Source organism: Pseudomonas sp. WS 5059, from assembly GCF_012985525.1.
Taxonomy (GTDB): Bacteria; Pseudomonadota; Gammaproteobacteria; order Pseudomonadales; family Pseudomonadaceae; genus Aquipseudomonas.
On record NZ_JAAQWO010000007.1, the window covers coordinates 315,117 to 332,696 of the forward strand.

Below are 17,580 nucleotides of genomic sequence, written 5' to 3' on the forward strand. Positions count from 1 at the left end.
AGCCTGTGCCAAGGCGCGGCAAAACCTGGCAAAGCCTTGATCCAGAGCAGTGCCGTGCGGTTGTGCCGGTGCGGCATGCCACCGCACAATGAGACGGCGCATTGCAGCGTGCAGGCTGCGTCTCAGGCAGGATGAGACGTTGCGTCTCAAGGCGGGCAGTTGGTCAGGCCGCCCTTGTCCCCCTGCGCCCGCGGGCGCTTAATGGCGGGCATAACAACAAAGATCGAGAACCGGAGGCCTTATGCTCGCCGCGAACTCCAGAGAGCACGTCGACTGCGTCAGTCGCGTGGTCCGCAATGCCGACCGCCTGCCCCAGGCACCGGTGCCGTCGCTGATTTTCGATTCATGGCGCCGCTCCATGGAACAACACCACCTGGACCCCGGTTCCCTACAGGGCCCGCGGATCCTCAGCGAGCCGCTGCTCAAGGAATGCCGCGAGCGCGCCGAACTGTTCATGCGCATTGCCAGCGAGCAAGTCAGCCAACTGCACCACCGCGTGCGCCACGCCGACTACTGCGTGATGCTCACCGACGCCCAGGGCCAGACCATCGACCACCGCGTAGATGCGGCCATCCGCAGCGACTGCCGCAAGGCCGGCCTGTACCTGGGCACCTGCTGGTCGGAAGCCGAAGAAGGCACCTGCGGCGTGGCCACGGTGCTGACCAGCAAGGCAGCGGTGACGGTGCACAAACGCGACCACTTCCGCGCCGCCTTTATCAACCTGACCTGCTCCGCCGCGCCGATCTTCGACCCCCAGGGCAACCTGCTGGGGGTGATGGATGCCTCGGCGCTGCAATCCCCGGATGACCGTCGCAGCCAGCACCTGGTGCGGCAGATGGTGGCGCAGAGCGCCCAGGCCATCGAAAACGCCTTCTTCATGCACAGCGCCGCCAAGCACTGGGTGCTTCAGGCCCACAGCACACCAGGTTATGTCGACAGCCAACCCGACCTGCTGCTGGCCTGGGACCACGACGGGCGCCTGCAAGCCTTGAACAGCAAGGCCCGCCAGGCACTGCGCCGGCGTTTTGGCCAGGTGCCGGTGCATATCGGCGAGGTGTTCGACCTCGATGCCCTGCGCGCAGTGACCGATCAGTCGGTCCAGCAACTGCAGTGGCTGGGAGAACCTGGGGTGCTGCAAGTGCGCGTCAACACCCCGCGACGCCAACCGGCGCGGGCGCTGCCGAGCTCCCAGGTCGACCCACGCGTGGAAGAACACCTGCGCCTGGCCGTGCGGGTCAAGGATCGCAACCTGCCGGTGCTGGTGCAGGGTGAGACCGGGGCCGGCAAGGAAGTCTTCGCCCGCCAACTGCACGCCCGCAGCGCGCGCCGCGACGGGCCATTCGTGGCGGTGAACTGTGCGGCGATCCCGGAGAACCTGATCGAAAGCGAGTTGTTCGGCTATGTCGCCGGCGCGTTTACCGGGGCGTCCAGCAAGGGCATGACCGGGCTGTTGCAGCAGGCCCACGGCGGCACGCTGTTTCTCGATGAAATCGGCGATATGCCCCTGGCCCTGCAAACACGCTTGCTGCGGGTGATGGCCGAAGGTGAAGTGGCCCCGCTGGGCGCGGCAAAAACCCGCGCGGTGGATATCCAGGTGATCTGCGCCAGCCACCGCGACCTGGCGACCCTGGTCAGTGACGGGCGTTTCCGTGAAGACCTGTACTTTCGCCTGGGCTGCGCCCGCGTCACCCTGCCGCCCCTGCGCGAGCGCACCGACAAACTGGCGTTGATCAACCGGCTGCTGGAACAGGAGGCCCGCAGCAGCGGGGTCACGGTCGGCATCGGCCAGGCTGCGCTGGAGTTGCTGCTGGGCTATCCCTGGCCGGGCAATGTGCGGCAACTGCGCCATGTGCTGGCGTATGCCTGTGCGGTGTGTGAAGGCGGCACGATCCAACTGGCGGACTTGCCGGTGGAGGTGCGTGGTGAGCGGCTGGAGCTCGAGCTTGAGCAAAGTATGAGCCCGGAGCGGCAAGTGGTGCTGGATGCCCTGGTACGCCATCGCTGGAAGCCATTGCCGGCGGCGCAGGCGCTGGGGATTTCCCGCGCGACCCTGTATCGCCGGGTCAAGCAGCTGGGCATTGATATGCCGGGTAAACACCCCTGACCCAATGCAATCCAAATGTGGCTTGCCAGCGATAGCGGCGGGTCAACCAGCATCAATCCCAGCAATGCCGCCGCCATCGCAGCCTCGCCAAGGCTCGACAGCTCCTACATTGATCCTCAGGGGTTGGAAGATTGCATTTCAGCTGTCACTGCAGGATGCAGACGGTACTCAATGTACGACGATCCAATGTAGGAGCTGGCTTGCCAGCGATAGCGGTGGGTCAGCCAACATCAACCCCAGCAATACCGCCGCCATCGCAGCCTCGCCAAGGCTCGACAGCTCCCACCGCGATCCTCAGGGTTTGGAGGATTGCATTTCAGCTGCCACCGCAGGATGCACACGGTACTCAATGTACGACGATCCAATGTAGGAGCTGGCTTGCCAGCGATAGCGGTGGGTCAGCCAGCATCAATCCCAGCAATGCCGCCGCCATCGCAGCCTCGCCAAGGCTCGACAGCTCCTACATTGATCCTCAGGGATTGGAGGATTGCATTTCACTGCCACCGCAGGATGCATACGGTACTCAATGTACGACGATCCAATGTAGGAGCTGGCTTGCCAGCGATAGCGGTGGGTCAGCCAACATCAACTCCAGCAATACCGCCGCCATCGCAGCCTCGCCAAGGCTCGACAGCTCCCACATTGATCCTCAGGGTTTGGAGGATTGCATTTCAGCTGCCACCGCAGGATGCATACGGTACTCAATGTACTGAAGATCCAATGTAGGAGCTGGCTTGCCAGCGATAGCGTCGGGTCAGCCAACATCAACTCCAGCAATGCCGCCGCCATCGCAGCCTCGCTGGGGCTCGACAGCTCCTACATTGATCCTCAGGGTTTGGAAGATTGCATTTCACTGCCACTGCAGGATGCATACGGTACTCAATGTACGACGATCCAATGTAGGAGCTGGCTTGCCAGCGATAGCGGCGGGTCAGCCAACATCAACTCCAGCAATGCCGCCGCCATCGCAGCCTCGTCGGGGCTCGACAGCTCCCACCTTGATCCTCAGGGTTTGGAGGATTGCAGTTCAGCTGCCCCATCTGATCCTCATTGCTGCAACTGAAGGGCCTCACGCTTGAAAAAACGCTTCTGCTCAAATGGAATCTCTTCACGGTCGCCATAGGGCGCGCTGTACCAGTTGCCGTAGGTTGGGTTCGGCAGCAGGAACCAGCGTTGGCCGAACCAGGCCACATAGGGTTCGACCGCCCGGCGTTGGGCGGCCAGGGTGTTGTGTTCGGCCTGGACGAAATCCCCCAGGGAATCCCCGACCATCAACAGCACCCGTGCCTGGCTGGCGACCCACTGGCGGCGGCAGTTCTTGCCGTAGCCCGCCGGTGCGCAATGGCCGGTGGGGGTGGCGGCCGCCAGTACGTGTTCGTTGCTCTGCACCGGGAAGCCGCGCAGGCGCAGGTTGGCGACGGTGGCCTGGACTTGGCTGTGCTCGCGGTTGGTCAGGTAATACACCTTGATTCCCCGTTGCTGCACCGCCTGCAAAAACGCCACGGCACCGGGCAGGGCCTGGGCCTTGGCCTGGTCGACCCAGGTGTTCCAGCGGTCATAGGAGTAGACCTGGTTGTTGACGATGTCCCGCGCGTTGAGGGGCACGTTGTCCAGCAGGGTTTCATCGATATCGACGATCACTGCCGGCGGCAGGCCGCTGAGGTTACGCGGGGCAAAGGGCAGGGCGTCCCAGTCCTTGGTGGCCAGGGCTACATCGAGCTGGCGGGTGGCGTCGGCGAACACTTGGCGATAGATCATCTCGTGTTCGATGGAGGTCTGGGTCCACAGCACCGCATCCAGTTGATCGTTGGCGGGTGGATGCTGTTGGCAGCCCAGCAGCACCGAAGAAAGCAGGCATACGCCGGCGAAATTCATAAGACGCATAAAAAGAGTCGGCCTCAAAAATGGCGGTCGCGGATCGATGATCAGGCCCGGCACAGTAGCGCAGTATTGCGCCCCAGCCTGCATCAGACGCTTATTTTCATCAGGGTTAGATCGTTTATTTCCTTATCGAAGGTGCATAGCATTTTAGTGAATATCCATTGCGTCCATATACTGGTCGCAGCAAAGGCGCTGGATGCAATAACAAACGCCCGTCTGCTGCCACGTTTTTGCAGTCTGCTTTTAATCAGAAGTGGACGGTCTGGCGTCGATTCCTGCTGCTCGGCCAGCGTCTTGCAGCGCGGCGCGTCATCTCTAGAATCGGCCCCAGAATTTAGACCTTTCCTGTCGATTACGGAGTTTCGAACATGATGAATGCCATGCAGATGCCAATGAACAACACGATGCCCATGATGCCGATGATGGGCATGCCGATGATGATGGCCACCATGCAGTGCGAGATGACCGGCGATGCCATGGTGTGCACCATGAAGCCGGCCGCCGGTATGGACATGGCGATGTTCAAGAACAACGCCGAAATGATGGCGATGATGATGAACTGCGGCATGCCGATGATGATGCAGTGCGCCAACCTGTCGATGATGTGCATGTCGCAGGACACCATGGCAATGCTCAACAACATGCCAGCGATGAACATGCCGATGATGAAGTGCGTCATGGAATGCACCCTGCAAGCCGATGGCATGACCTGCAAGATGATGCCGATGCCTGGTATGAGCATAGTGATGATGGACAACTGCTGCATGCTGATGAAGAAAATGATGAACGATTGCGCCATGCCGATGATGATCAGCTGCAACGGCATGCCGATGATGTGCTGCACCTGCTGAACCGACGTTTCGCGCGCATGAAAAAGCCCCGCCTGAGCAATCAGGCGGGGCTTTTTGCGTTCAGTCCAGGCGTTCGGGGTGGAGGATGACCAGGAACGCCAGCGCATCGCTGTCTGCCGGGTTGCGATAGCGGTGGGGCTGGTCGGCATAGAACAGGATCGAGTCGCCGGTGGACAGCAAGTATCGTTCCTCGTTGACGCTGATCTCCAGCACGCCCTGGGCCACCACCAGGTTTGCCTGGATCCCAGGCCGACGGCCTTCGCACACCTCTTCACCGCGTGCGCTCAGGCGTACCTCATAGAATTCGGACTGGCGCGACATGTCGTCGGGGAATAATGCCCGGCTGACGAATGTGCCGTCGGCGCTCACCAGGCGTTTGCTTTGGTGGGCGGGCAGTAATTCGACCCCTTCGAACGAGCGGTTTTCCAGGAACGCCGCCACCGACACTTTCAGGCCCTTGGCGATTTTGCACAGCACCTTGATCGACGGTACGCTGCGCCCGGACTCGATCTGCGCGAGCATCGCCCGGCTGACGCCACAGGCTCGGGCCAGGGCATCCAGGGACAGGTAGCGTTTGCTGCGCAGGCGATGCAGGTTGTGCGCGACGCACTGGCCGATGGCATCGTCGTCGCGGCTGGCGCAATCCTTGGGTTGAGCGATGGGGGGCAGCACGTCGGGAAGGGCCTGGAGAAAACTCATCGGCGTTACGCCCGGCGTGTGTCGCTGGGCGCGTTACTGGCCTGCAACGTGAATACCGACAACCCGGCGCGCGCGGCGTACATTGCCCACATCAACTGGGCCGCTGCACGAGCCTGGCGGCGTTTGCGGTGGAGGGTGAAATCAATGACGTTGGCGGATATCGACATGGCGCAGTCTCGGGTGACGGTGGTGACTCGGTTGCTCCACATTACTGCGCGCAGCTTATTTCCTTAAATACTGAGTTTGCATTTATTAATTCTATTTTGGACTTAAAAACAGACGTGACCTGCCGTATCCGATGTTCTTCCAACGCTTGAACTTTCCCAGGATTCGGCCCCATGCGCCTGCCACAACCTTTGCTGTTTCTCCCTCCTCGTTGGCTCGGTTTTGGCGTTGCCCTGACATTCACCCATCTGGCCCAGGCCCAGGAGGCGCTGCAGTTGTCGCCGCTGCAAGTCACCAGCACCGAACTGAGCGAAGGCGAAGCGGCCCAGGCGCAACTCCGGCAGGTGCCCGGCGCTACCAATTACGTCGACATGGCCAGTGTCGAGCAGGGGCGGGTGAGCAGCAATGAAGATGTGTTCAAGTACCAGGCTGGCATCTACGCCAAGGCGGCGAATAACGAAGGGGTGAAAATCTCCATTCGTGGCTCGGGCATCAACCGTGGCCCCGGCAGCCATGCATCCGGCCTGTATGAAACCATCGACGGGCTGCCACTGACCGGCCCCGGCGGAACGCCTTATGAGCTCAAAGACCCGCTGTGGCTCAGCCGCGTCGAAGTGCTGCGCGGCGCCAACGGGTTTGATCGCGGCGCACTGGCCCTGGGCGGGGCGGTCAACTATGTCACCCACACCGGCTACGATGCGCCCAAGTTGCGCGTGCGCTACGAGGCCGGCAGCCATGGGTATGCCCAGCGGGAAATCAGCTCCGGGCAAGTGCTGGGCGATGCCGACTATTACATCAGCCTGACCGACACTGACTACGATGGCTTCCAGCAACAAAGCGCCGGCAGCGGCAAAGGCGTGGCGGCCAACTTCGGCTACCGGTTCAACCCGGACCTGGAAACCCGCTTCTATTTCCGTTACCGCGAAACCGCCAACGACAGCCCCGGCAAACTCACGCGTCAGCAGATCGAGCACAGCCCGCGCGCAGCCAATGCCGTCAACCTGGCGCGCGACTCCAAGCGCTTGCAGCCGGGTTCTACCTGGATCGCCAACAAGACCACGCTGCAATTGGACGATAACTCCCGCGTCGAAGCGGGGCTGGTGTACCACGACTACCCCATGGACCTGCGCGAAGGCACCAACCGGCTCAAGGTGGCGTATACCGATATCAGCGGCACCTTGAACTACATCCGCCAGGACACGCTGCTGGGGCGCGACAGCAAGACCACAGTCGGCCTGCGCACCACCCAGGGCCTGCCCAATAACGGTGTGTCGGAGTACGTGCGGGTGCCTGCCGGTGCCACCGCCGGTTTCGCCCCGGGGACCAAGACCCGTGACTACAGTTACCTGGGGTCGGATACCGTGCTGCACGTGAGCAACGACCTGGAGCTGCTGCCCGACCTGTGGCTGACCACCGGCCTGGCGGCGATCTATACCCGTCGCGAAACCGAAGTCACCTATCCCGACACCCATGCCCCCTTGAGCACTCATGACTGGGACTATGCCCCGCGCGTGGGCCTGCGCTATGACTTCAACCCGCAGTTGCAGGTGTATGGCAACCTGAGCCGCTCGGTGGAGCCGCCGCATGCCTGGTCGATGATCTGGGGTTCCAACAAGTTCTTTGCCAAAGATGCCAATAATCCTGCTTCCGGCTTGACCCGCGAAGGCGTGAAGCTGCAAAACCAGACGGCCACCACCCTGGAAGTGGGCGGGCGCGGCGAAGCGTGGTTCGGCCAATGGGACCTGGCGTTGTACCACTCGCTGGTGCGCCATGAACTGCTGAGCGTCGAAACCCAGGCGGCTACGCCTAACTTGTCGCAGGTGGTCGCCGAATCCAACGCCAGCCCGACCCTTCACCAAGGCCTGGAACTGAGCCTCACCAGCGCGCTGTGGGACGGTGGCAATACCGGTCGCCTGGCCCTGCGCCAGGCCTACACCTTCAGTAACTTCCACTACCGCGACGACCCGCGCTTTGGCGACAACACATTGCCCGGTATCCCCAAGCACTATTACCAGGCGCAGTTGCGCTACAGCCATCCCAGCGGCTTTTTCAGCAGCCTCAATGGCGAGTATTCCTCGCGGGTGGCGGTGGACTATGCCAACTCCTACTACGCGTCGGCCTATGGCTTGTTGGGTGCCACCCTCGGTTACGACGCACCGAAACAGGACTGGCAAGCCTGGGTCGACCTGCGCAACCTGACCAACCAGCGCTACGCCAATACCGTGACCCCGGGTTATGACGATCATGGCAGCGATATGGCGCGCTCGACGCCGGGTGACGGCATGGGCGTGTACGCCGGCGTTTCCTGGAGCTTGCGCTAAACCCTTGCAGGCGCCGGCAAGCCGGTGCCTACGCCGATACCCAGGCGCCATCGTTGGGCCCTTGCTCTGCCATCGTTTTACTGTCATCGTTTGCGCGATTGGTAATCTTTCTTGTTTGAGAAATTTTTGCGCATGCATGACTTTCCCGTGGCCGATTGTGATACAGCCCGCCGCCAGCAGACACTCACCGCGCTCTACAGCGACCACCATTCCTGGCTCCAGGGATGGCTGCGCAAGAAGCTCGGCTGTTCGCAGCATGCGGCGGACCTGGCCCAGGATGCATTCGTGCGGGTGTTGCTGCTGGCCGAGCCCCACAACATTCAGGAGCCTCGGGCATTTCTCGCGACCACTGCCGGGCGCTTGCTGATTGACGGTGCGCGGCGGCGCAAGATCGAGAAAGCCTATATGCAAGCCCTGGCCATCCAGTACGAAGACGCCGGCATGCCTGACCCTGCGACTATTCATGTGGCGTTGCAGGCCCTGGAACGCATTGCGCTGATGCTCGCCGGCCTGCCGGACAAGGCCCGCGAGGCGTTCCTGCTCAGTCGCCTGGATGGGCTGACCTACAGTGAAATCGCGGCCCAGCTCCAGGTCTCGTCCAGCACGGTGAAAAACTACATCTCCAGCGCGCTGGTGCATTGCTACCAGACCCTTTATGGCGCGGACCCGCTCTGATGCCCGCCGAACAGATTGTCAGCGAGGCAGCGCAATGGTTGGCGTTGCTCAATGACGAGGACGTCAGCGCCGCCGACCGTCAGGCATTTGAAGCCTGGTGTGCGGCCGATCCACGCCATCGGGTGGCCTTCGAGCGCATGGGGGCGTTGTGGGGCAGCCTCGATGAACTGCCTGCGGCACCTGCACGCCTGGCGTTGAATCAAGCCTTCATCCCACGCAAAGCCGGGTACGCCGTGCGCGGCGGGCAAGCCCTGGCGTTGTTGGGGGTGTTGGTGGCCGGCTGGGCGAGCGTCGAGCAACTGCCGCTGTGGATGGCCGACCAACGCACCGGCGTCGGCGAGCGCAGTCAGGTGGTATTGACCGATGGCAGCCAGGTGCAGCTCAACAGCAACTCGGCGTTGGACGTGAAGTTCGACGGCCAACAGCGTGTGATCGAATTGCTCAAGGGCGAGATGTGGGTCGAGGTGGCCAAGGATGCGCAACGGCCGTTCGTGGTGCGCACCGATCAGGGCACGGCGACCGCGTTGGGCACGCGTTTCCTGGTGCAGCGTGCGGTGGATGGCTCGACCGTGGTCACGGTGATCGAGTCAACGGTGGCCGCCAAAGGCACTGACAGCGAGGCCGTGAAGGTGACGGCAGGCCAGCGCGCGATTCTCAGGCAGGGGCACGCCCAGCCAGCGCAAGCGGTCGGCAGCGGCGACCCGGCGGCCTGGACCCGGGGCTTGCTCACGGTGGATGACCGGCCGTTGAGCGAAGTCCTGCAAACCCTGGCCAGTTATCGCCATGGGGTGGTGCGGTTTGATGCCCAGGCGTTGCACGGGATGCGTGTGTCGGGGGTGTTCAAGCTCGATGACAGCGACGCGGCGCTGGCGACCCTGGCGGATAACCTGCCGATCAAGGTGGAGTATTTCACCGACCTGCTGGTGGTGATCAAGCCCCTCTGATCTGCCTGAAGACGCCCGTTCAAATAAAAACCGGTCTCATTCATACCCGATTTCCCGACATGGCCGTCATGGAATATAGAACCCTCTTTTCCAGGACCTCTCATGTCACGCTTTGCTCGTCCGTTGCACCCGCTGGCGCTGTCAGTGGCGATGGCTTTTGCCGCTGTGCCCCTGACCATTCACACCGCATGGGCTGATGAAAGCAGCCATTTCTCGATCCCTGCCGGTGACCTGAGCCAGGCCCTCAACGGCTTTGCCGAACAGGCCGGGCTGGTCCTGGCCTTTGATCCGGTCTTGACCCGTGGCAAGCGCAGCAGCGGTTTGAACGGGCATTTGAGCAGCGACGCGGCACTCGCCCAGTTGCTGGCGGGCAGCGGTTTGCGTGCCCAGGCGCTGTCTGCCCAGCGCTATCGCATCGAGCCGATTCCCCAGGCGGATGGCTCGGTGGAATTGCAGGCCACCACCATCAGCGGCGCTGCTCAAAGTGAAAGCCCCGTCGGCCCGGTGTCCGGTTATGTGGCCACGCGCAGCCTGTCGGGCACCAAGACCGACACCGCGCTGATCGAGACCCCGCAATCGATCTCGGTGGTCACCAAAGACCAGATGCGTGCGCAGAATGCCGAGAGCCTCAACCAGATCCTGCGCTACAGCGCCGCGGTTGTTCCGGAAACCCGTGGCGCCACCGCCTCGCGCCTGGACCAGTTGACCATTCGCGGCTTCTCGCCGGTGACTTACCTCGACGGCCTGCGCGTGGCATCGAGCCGCGATGCCTCGCCGCAAAAGGATGCCTTCGACCTGGAGCGCGTGGAGGTCCTGCGCGGCCCAGCCTCGGTGTTGTACGGCCAGGGCAGCCCCAGTGGCGTGATCAATATGGTCACCAAGCGCCCGTTGGATACGCCGTTCCATGAAGTCGGCGTGGAGTACGGCACCTTCGACAAAAAGCGCACCACCTTCGATCTCAGCGGCCCGCTGGATGAGCAAGGGGTGTATTCCTACCGCGTCGCCGGATTGTTCGACGATGCCGACGGGCAGGTGGAGCACACCGAGACCCGTCGTCAATCGCTGTCCTCGGCCTTCACCTGGCGCCCGAACGAGGACACCTCGCTGACCCTGCTGGGGCATTTTCAGAAGGATCCCAAGGGGGCTTCCTACGGCTCGATGCCGGCCTGGGGCTCGGTGTTGCACAGCCCGCTGGGGCGCAAGATCGATGTCGACTTCTACGATGGCGAGAAAAACTTCGAGAAGAGTGACCGCGAGCATTACTCCATCGGCTATGCCTTCGAGCATCACCTCGACGACGTCTGGACCGTGCGCCAGAACGCCCGCTATATGCGCAGCGAAGGGATCTACCGCAGTATCTACAGCAGCAACCTGCAGGCCGATTACCGCACCTTGAACCGCTCGACCATCGCCACCGATGTCGACATGGACGCCTACAACCTGGATAACCAGTTGCAGGGCAAGTTCGACACCGGCCCGGTGCAGCACACGCTGTTGATGGGGCTTGATTACCAGAACACCAGCGTCGATACCAAGGCCGGTTACGGCAAGGGACCGGACCTGGATATTTTCGACCCGGTGTACGGTGCGCCGGTGACCACCCCGGCATTTTCCAGCGACGCGACCCAGCGTAGCGAGCAGACCGGTGTGTACCTGCAGGAGCAGGCGAAGTGGGATAAATGGGTACTGTTGATGGGCGGTCGTTATGACTGGGCCAGCACGGATAACAGCTCGTTGAGCTTGACCGACGGCAAGAAAACCAAATCCTCCCTGGACAGCAAAGCCTTCACCGGCCGCCTGGGCGTGGTTTACCTCTTTGATAACGGCCTGGCGCCTTACGCCAGCTATTCCGAATCCTTCTCGCCGCAAACCGGTACCGGCTACGGCGGTTCGGTGTTCAAGCCCACCGAAGGCAAGCAGTACGAAATCGGCATCAAGTACCAGCCGCCAGGCAGCAACAGCTTTATCACCGCCGCCATCTTTGACCTGCGCCAGAACAACGTGCCGACCATGGATCCGGATCCCACCCACCTGTGTGGCAACGGTCGCTGCCAGGTCCAGGACGGTGAAGTGCGCTCCCGTGGCTTTGAACTCGAAGGCAAGGCCAGCCTCAACGACAACCTGGATATCACGGCGGCCTATGCCTACCTCGATAACCGCATCAGCAAATCCAACAGCACCGTGCGCTACGCGCCGATCACCGACATCGGCGTAGGCCCGGCCGTGTCGACCCAGGGCACCACCACCTACGCTGTGCCGCGCCACACCGCTTCGGTGTGGGCCGACTACACCCTGCATGACGGCAACCTCAAGGGCTTCGGCGTCGGCGCGGGTGCGCGTTATGTCGGCTCGTCCTGGGGCGATACGGCCAACACCTTGAAGGTTCCCGGCTACACCTTGTTCGATGCGTCGGTGCACTACGACATCCCGCACATCAACACCCTGGGCGACAACCTGCGCCTGGCGCTGAACGCCACCAACCTGGCGGACAAAGAGTACGTGGCGTCCTGCTATTCGTACTCGTGGTGCTGGTACGGCTCGCAACGCACGGTGCAGGCCAGTGCGACGTATCAATGGTAAATGCCGATAACGAGTGAAGATTTTTCCTACAGCGGCCTTTTACCCGGGCCGTTGACTCTCTATTATCCGCCCCCAGCACCTCCGGCCATGGAGACGCTCCATCAACTAAGGAAGTCGTAATGCACATTGGAAAAATGCTGGGGTTGGCCCTGATGATGTTGGCAGTGAGTGGCTGCGCCAGCTTCACCAAGGACGAAGTCGCGCCAGTCACCCTGCCATCGAAGGCGAGCTTCGCCAACAAGCCGAACGTCTATGTCGACTTTGATTTCTATCAGGGCGAACCGACCAACGCTGCCGCTGCCGAAGTCCCCCAGGCGCGGGACATGCTGCGTCCGCAACTGCAAAAGATCCTCACCGATTCCGGCCTGTTCGGCCGCGTGACCCTGGATGAGTTCCAGAAGCAGCCGGGCGACTACAGCCTGCGCCTGAAGGTCTACAACCATCCGCCAGGTGGCGGTCAGATGGCATTGGCGTTTATCAGCGGCTTCACCTTCACCATTATCCCGGCGCTGGGTACCGACCAGTACACCATGAGCCTGGAGGCCCTGGACCCACAGGGCCAGGCGCTGAGCAAAGGCAGCAACCACGATGCGATCAACACCTGGTTGGGTATCTGGTTTATCCCGATGATGGCCTACACGCCAAAAGAAGCGGTGACCGATACCTTCACGCGCCAGGTCAATGCGCTGCTCAAACAGATGGTCGAGAGCAATAACCTGAAGTACTCGGCACTGGATGCCGGTGTGCCGCGGGCCTGATTTTGGCTGCAAAAAAAGGGAGCCGGCTGACCGGCTCCCTTTTTTTTACCCGGGTTTTTACTTGAGTGCCTGAATGAACAGCGGATCGCTGTACAAGGCCTTGAGCAAGTCACGCACCAGCGGGTTATAGGCATTCGCCGCATTCGGAATCGCAATGGGGCCGAAGAATGAACTGGACCATACGCTGGTCACTTCCTTGGTGGCGTCGTACACCACGGCGTCATCCTTGAGCAACGTAAAGCGCGCGGCCAGTGTGCCGTGGCCGGAACCCACGCCAGCTGTCAGCTCGTTCTTCACCAGCAGTACGTCAAGGCGCCGCGGCGCGCTTTGATTCAGCAGGCCGGCCAGGGACAGTTCCTGGGTAAGCGCCGCCTGCACATGGGCCGGGATACTGCCGGTGGGCGAGCTGATCGGATTGGCCCGGACCATCAACGAACCCTGGCCCGAGGCGGCAGTAACCTTGGCCTGGCTGATGGGTTGCAGCGCTGGCGTCTGCTTGAGGCGCTGGACGTTGTCGAAATTGGGCTCGTATTGCGTCATGGTCACGCCGCAACCTTGCAGCAGCAGTAAGACCAGTGGGGCCAACATAAGAAACTTCTTCACGGCATTTCCTTGCGTGAGGGGGGTAGGGGGGCGCGATTATGGTCAGCCGCTGGTAGGGCGGCAACCCGCGCGGGAAGGGGAGATCGCCAAGAAAGCATTTTGCTGGCCCCCATCTGCCGCATGTTTCGCCAAAATCACTTTTATTTTCAGGTGGTTAGGTGGATGCCAATGCGCAACGTAAAAATCACGCTGATTGCCTTGGCCCTGGCGGGCGGGGCAGCGGCAGCCCAGGGCAAGGCGCTGCGTGAAGGGGATCGGTACATGTGCAGTTGGGGCGCGGGTACGGCGGCCAGGGCCCAGGAGCTGAAGTTGGCTGGCGTTTCGTTGTATGCGGCGCGGCAGAAGATCCAGCGGTACAAGTTCGACAAGTCGTGGATGCGCATGATGGCCATGGGCATCACCGAGCAGACTTATGACAGCCCCTCGCGGCTCAAGCCGACGGCGGTGCGTTCGAGTTTTTATGAAGAGTGCGTGCGCTACAAACTGGCGCGTAGATAGACACGCTGCAGACTGGTTTATTAACCTGATAGTTATTAGGGTTTTAACCCGGCAAGTTTGGAAGTTGCACCAAAAAGTGGCACTAAAGATATCGCGAACCATGAAAAATGTGTGGTTATTGAATGACTTAGCGCTGTTTCAATCCGACGAAAGGCTAATAATAAACTTGTTACAGGTTGTCTCGGTGGTTATTATGACCGGGCGTTCACCTCCCACGGTTTATGCATTTTTAAATCCCAAGTTTCCATCAGCTACTTGGGATTTTTTTTGCCCGGGATTTGACCTTCATACCTGCTTGGCAGATAAGTGTCCGTGGTTTTTCTGGCGTCATTGCGCCGGCGCTTTCGGGGAAAAGTGTGGGGTGGCTAACACTTTCGTAGGATTGCCTACACGCGTTGCACAACCTGATCTACCCTGCATGGATCACGTCCATCGCGTCATGTGCGAGCAAGGGTGCCCAGGATGATTCCGATCGTTGAGTTGAGCCGCATCATGGCGTCCGGTTTCGTCCCGCTGGCGTGCGACTGTAGCGTCAACCCCCAGGGTTTCTTGACCATCCGTGTCTTTGAGCCGGAGTCCGGTCGCGTCGACCTGCTGTTGACCGGCGTGTCGCCCCAGGGCCTGGATAGCATCCGTGCCATCTCCAACCTGATCGGCGAGCTGCGCACCGAGCTCAAGGCCGGGCGCCGTGGGTTTGCGGCATTCGGCTAGGCGTCAGAGCCGGCGCAGAAACGAGCGCACAATGCGCTTGGTGGCGTCGGTGGCGTCCAGTTGCTCCAACGCACTGTAGGCATGCCACTGGCAATCGATGATTTCATTGCAGGGCCGGGCCTGGTCGATGTTCACCACCGAGGCTTCAAACACGTGATGCAGCGTGTCACTGGCTTTCAACTCCTGTAGATACAGCAACCCATCCACGTTCAGCCCGGTTTCCTCCTGCAACTCCCGCTCGGCCGCGCCGACCGGGCGCTCATCGCGCTCGACCTTGCCCCCGGGCAATGCCCATTTCGACCTGGCCTTGCGCACGAACAGAATGTGCCCCTCGTGTTCGCAAATCACCGTTGCGCGTATTTTCATCGTCTGTGCCCCCGCAGCTGGATGATTGTCATAAAAGTGTAATGCAATTGTCATGCTAGGTCTTTATAGGGGGAGGCTGGAGACCACGCAGGAAAACGCCGATACTGCCCGACTGAAAAAATACCGCTGAAGGAAAGTCTGATGAGCACCATCCGCTGGGGCATGATCGGTTGTGGCAGTGTTACTGAACTCAAGAGTGGACCCGCTTTCTACAAAGCGCCAGGCTCGGCCCTGGTGGCCGTGATGGGGCGTCGCGAGGAAGCGGTGCGCGATTATGCGGCACGCCACGGGATTGCCCGCTTTTACACGGATGCCCAGGCGCTGATCGATGACCCCGAAGTGGATGCGGTGTACATCGCCACACCACCCGACAGCCACCTGGAGTACAGCCTGTTGGTGGCAGCGGCGGGCAAGCATTGCTGTGTAGAAAAACCGATGTCGCTGAATGCCGAGCAGAGCGCGTTGATGCAGCGCACCTTCGAGCGGGCTGGGCTGCATCTGTTTGTTTCCTATTACCGCCGTTCCCTGCCGCGCTTCCAGCAGGTCCGTGCCTGGCTGCAAGAAGGGCGCATCGGTGAGTTGCGGCACCTGAGCTGGACGTTGTGCAAGCCGCCATCGCCCACGGACACCAACGCCAGCAACTGGCGCACCGACCCGGCGATTGCCGGCGGTGGTTATTTTGCCGACCTCGCCAGCCATGGTTTCGACCTGTTCCAGTACCTGGCGGGGGATATCGTCGAGGTCACGGGGTATACCGCGCGCCAGGCCGGGCGCTATGCGGCGGAAGATGCGGTCACCGCCTGCTGGAGCTTCAGCTCGGGCGCGCTGGGGATGGGCTGCTGGAACTTTGTGGCGGACCGGCGTGAAGACCGGGTCGAGTTGATCGGTAGCACAGGGCGGATCAGCTTTGCAGTGTTCGACGAGCAGCCGTTGCACCTTGAGGCCGAGGTCAGCCAGACCCTGCATATTGCCCATCACCCCCATATCCAGTGGCATCACGTGCTGGGCATGAACGCGCATATCCGTGGCGAGAGCGTACACCCGGCACTGGCGATCGAGGCCTTGAAGACCGACCGCATCATGGATCGGGTGTTGCAGCGCAAGCCCTGACCCCGCCCACCCTTGTCGGAGCCGCCAAGGTGTTTGTCTGACTGGCGGCTATTGTCAGAAATTTCCCACAGGAGTACAAATGTGCTCCATGACGACTCTCACTCCCCGCCGCTCCGCCATCCTGAACTTCATCCGCGAACGTATCGCGCAGCAAGGTCAGTCCCCCAGCCTCGCCGAGATCGCCGAGGCCTTCGGTTTTGCTTCGCGCAGTGTGGCGCGCAAACACGTGCTGGCGCTGACCGAGGCCGGGTTTATCGAGGTCAACCCGAACCAGGCCCGGGGTATTCGCCTGCTCAATCAACCGGCACGTCCGCAATGGCTGGAGGTCCCGGTGCTGGGCCGCGTGGCCGCCGGCCTGCCCATCGGCGCCGACGCCGAAGTGCATGCGCGGCTGATGCTGGACCCGGCGACCTTTGCCCGGGTCCCGGATTATCTGCTGCGGGTCCAGGGTGACTCGATGATCGAAGACGGCATCCTCGATGGCGACCTGGTGGGCGTGCGCCGCAGTGCCGAGGCGCTGAACGGGCAGATCGTGGTCGCGCGCCTGGACGGCGAGGTCACCATCAAGCGCTTCGAGCGGATGGGCCACAGCGTGCGCCTGTTGCCGCGCAACCCGGCCTATCAACCTATCGTGGTCCGTGCCGACCAGGACCTGGCCATCGAAGGCGTGTTCTGTGGCCTGGTGAGGCAAGGGTGATGGGCGCCGTGGTTGCACTGGACTCGCTGTTCAATGGCGGGCGGGTGTGGAAGGGGCGGCCGGCCGCGCCGCCGGCCAGTGTGTATCCCACCGGGCTGGCGGCCCTGGATGCGGTGTTGCCCAGCGGTGGCTGGCCGGCGGCGGCCTTGAGTGAAATCCTCGTGGCCCAGCAGGGCGTGGGCGAGTTGCAACTGGTCTGGCCGACCCTGGCGCGGCTGTCGGCGGCCGGCGAGCGCATTGTGCTGGTGGCGCCGCCGTATACCCCATACCCCCACGCCTGGCAGAACGCCGGGGTGGACCTGCGCCAGCTCTCGGTGATCCAGGCCGATGAGCGCGATGCCTTGTGGGCGGCCGAGCAGTGCCTGCGCTCCGGCAGTTGCGGCGCGGTGCTGTGCTGGCCACGCAAGGCCGATGACCGGGCCTTGCGCCGCTTGCAGGTGGCCGCCGAGACCGGCCAGACCCTGGCGTTTGCCTGGCGGGCCATGGGCGAGGCGATCAACCCGTCACCGGCCGCCCTGCGCCTGGCCGTCGAGCCGAGCCAGGTGCGGGTGCTCAAGTGCCGCGGTGGCCTGGCCCATCCCGCACCCATTGCCCTGGCCAGCGGGCACTGAGGTTGA

17 protein-coding genes are annotated in these 17,580 nt (G+C 62.0%); 11 read left to right on the forward strand and 6 right to left on the reverse strand.

The genetic code is table 11. From position 1 onward, the window contains the following. Nucleotides 1–241 precede the first annotated feature (241 nt). Nucleotides 242–2,104: a sigma-54-dependent Fis family transcriptional regulator gene (locus tag HBO12_RS21975; protein ID WP_170043200.1), complete on the forward strand. Its 1,863-nt coding sequence runs from the start codon at nt 242–244 to the stop codon at nt 2,102–2,104. Nucleotides 2,105–3,151: 1,047 nt separating this feature from the next. On the opposite strand, the gene HBO12_RS21980 is transcribed toward HBO12_RS21975, so the two are convergent. From HBO12_RS21980 to HBO12_RS21995, 4 genes are all read right to left on the reverse strand, one after another. Continuing rightward, nucleotides 3,152–3,988 carry a 5'-nucleotidase, lipoprotein e(P4) family gene (locus HBO12_RS21980; RefSeq protein WP_170043201.1) on the reverse strand — a complete coding sequence of 279 codons (837 nt, stop codon included), beginning with the start codon at nt 3,986–3,988 and terminating at the stop codon, nt 3,152–3,154. A gap of 349 nt (nt 3,989–4,337) precedes the next feature. After that, nucleotides 4,338–4,829, reverse strand: coding sequence for a hypothetical protein (locus tag HBO12_RS28630; protein WP_170043235.1), 492 nt, complete (start codon nt 4,827–4,829; stop codon nt 4,338–4,340). Nucleotides 4,830–4,896: 67 nt separating this feature from the next. After that, nucleotides 4,897–5,535, reverse strand: coding sequence for a helix-turn-helix domain-containing protein (locus HBO12_RS21990; protein ID WP_170043202.1), 639 nt, complete (start codon nt 5,533–5,535; stop codon nt 4,897–4,899). A gap of 5 nt (nt 5,536–5,540) precedes the next feature. Next, nucleotides 5,541–5,702, reverse strand: a complete 162-nt coding sequence (locus HBO12_RS21995) for a hypothetical protein (protein ID WP_169956945.1) — start codon at nt 5,700–5,702, stop codon at nt 5,541–5,543. A 171-nt stretch (nt 5,703–5,873) separates the two neighbouring features. Between HBO12_RS21995 and HBO12_RS22000 the strand changes: the two genes are divergently transcribed. The 5 genes from HBO12_RS22000 (at nt 5,874) to HBO12_RS22020 (ending at nt 12,978) form a co-directional block, all read left to right on the forward strand. Further along, entirely contained in the window at nt 5,874–8,021 is a 2,148-nt protein-coding gene (locus tag HBO12_RS22000; RefSeq protein WP_170043203.1) for a TonB-dependent receptor family protein, read from the forward strand. A 132-nt stretch (nt 8,022–8,153) separates the two neighbouring features. Next, nucleotides 8,154–8,696: a sigma-70 family RNA polymerase sigma factor gene (locus tag HBO12_RS22005; RefSeq protein WP_169956975.1), complete on the forward strand. Its 543-nt coding sequence runs from the start codon at nt 8,154–8,156 to the stop codon at nt 8,694–8,696. After that, complete coding sequence (locus HBO12_RS22010; protein ID WP_170043204.1) at nt 8,696–9,640, forward strand: FecR family protein; 945 nt, start codon at nt 8,696–8,698, stop codon at nt 9,638–9,640. The genes HBO12_RS22005 and HBO12_RS22010 overlap by 1 nt, the downstream gene beginning before the upstream one ends. A gap of 102 nt (nt 9,641–9,742) precedes the next feature. Then, on the forward strand, nt 9,743–12,220 hold the full coding sequence (locus HBO12_RS22015) for a TonB-dependent siderophore receptor (protein WP_170043205.1): 2,478 nt from the start codon (nt 9,743–9,745) through the stop codon (nt 12,218–12,220). A gap of 119 nt (nt 12,221–12,339) precedes the next feature. Continuing rightward, complete coding sequence (locus tag HBO12_RS22020) at nt 12,340–12,978, forward strand: hypothetical protein (protein WP_169956949.1); 639 nt, start codon at nt 12,340–12,342, stop codon at nt 12,976–12,978. A 57-nt stretch (nt 12,979–13,035) separates the two neighbouring features. On the opposite strand, the gene HBO12_RS22025 is transcribed toward HBO12_RS22020, so the two are convergent. Beyond that, nucleotides 13,036–13,581, reverse strand: a complete 546-nt coding sequence (locus tag HBO12_RS22025; RefSeq protein ID WP_169956950.1) for a hypothetical protein — start codon at nt 13,579–13,581, stop codon at nt 13,036–13,038. 168 nt (nt 13,582–13,749) lie between these two features. Between HBO12_RS22025 and HBO12_RS22030 the strand changes: the two genes are divergently transcribed. Together HBO12_RS22030 and HBO12_RS22035 are read left to right on the forward strand one after the other, a co-directional pair. Then, complete coding sequence (locus HBO12_RS22030) at nt 13,750–14,079, forward strand: hypothetical protein (protein WP_170043206.1); 330 nt, start codon at nt 13,750–13,752, stop codon at nt 14,077–14,079. A 462-nt stretch (nt 14,080–14,541) separates the two neighbouring features. Then, the gene (locus tag HBO12_RS22035) at nt 14,542–14,790 is read left to right on the forward strand and encodes a DUF1652 domain-containing protein (RefSeq protein ID WP_169956952.1); all 249 of its coding nucleotides are present in this window, start codon (nt 14,542–14,544) and stop codon (nt 14,788–14,790) included. 3 nt (nt 14,791–14,793) lie between these two features. On the opposite strand, the gene HBO12_RS22040 is transcribed toward HBO12_RS22035, so the two are convergent. Next, complete coding sequence (locus HBO12_RS22040) at nt 14,794–15,156, reverse strand: NUDIX hydrolase (RefSeq protein WP_169956953.1); 363 nt, start codon at nt 15,154–15,156, stop codon at nt 14,794–14,796. A gap of 141 nt (nt 15,157–15,297) precedes the next feature. Here HBO12_RS22040 and HBO12_RS22045 point away from each other — a divergent pair, with 141 nt between their 5' ends. From HBO12_RS22045 to imuA, 3 genes are all read left to right on the forward strand, one after another. Then, entirely contained in the window at nt 15,298–16,266 is a 969-nt protein-coding gene (locus HBO12_RS22045) for a Gfo/Idh/MocA family protein (protein ID WP_170043207.1), read from the forward strand. 79 nt (nt 16,267–16,345) lie between these two features. Further along, complete coding sequence (gene lexA / locus HBO12_RS22050; protein WP_170043208.1) at nt 16,346–16,963, forward strand: transcriptional repressor LexA; 618 nt, start codon at nt 16,346–16,348, stop codon at nt 16,961–16,963. Next, entirely contained in the window at nt 16,963–17,574 is a 612-nt protein-coding gene (gene imuA, locus HBO12_RS22055) for a translesion DNA synthesis-associated protein ImuA (protein WP_169956956.1), read from the forward strand. Before lexA ends, imuA begins: the two co-directional genes overlap by 1 nt. Nucleotides 17,575–17,580 lie beyond the last annotated feature (6 nt).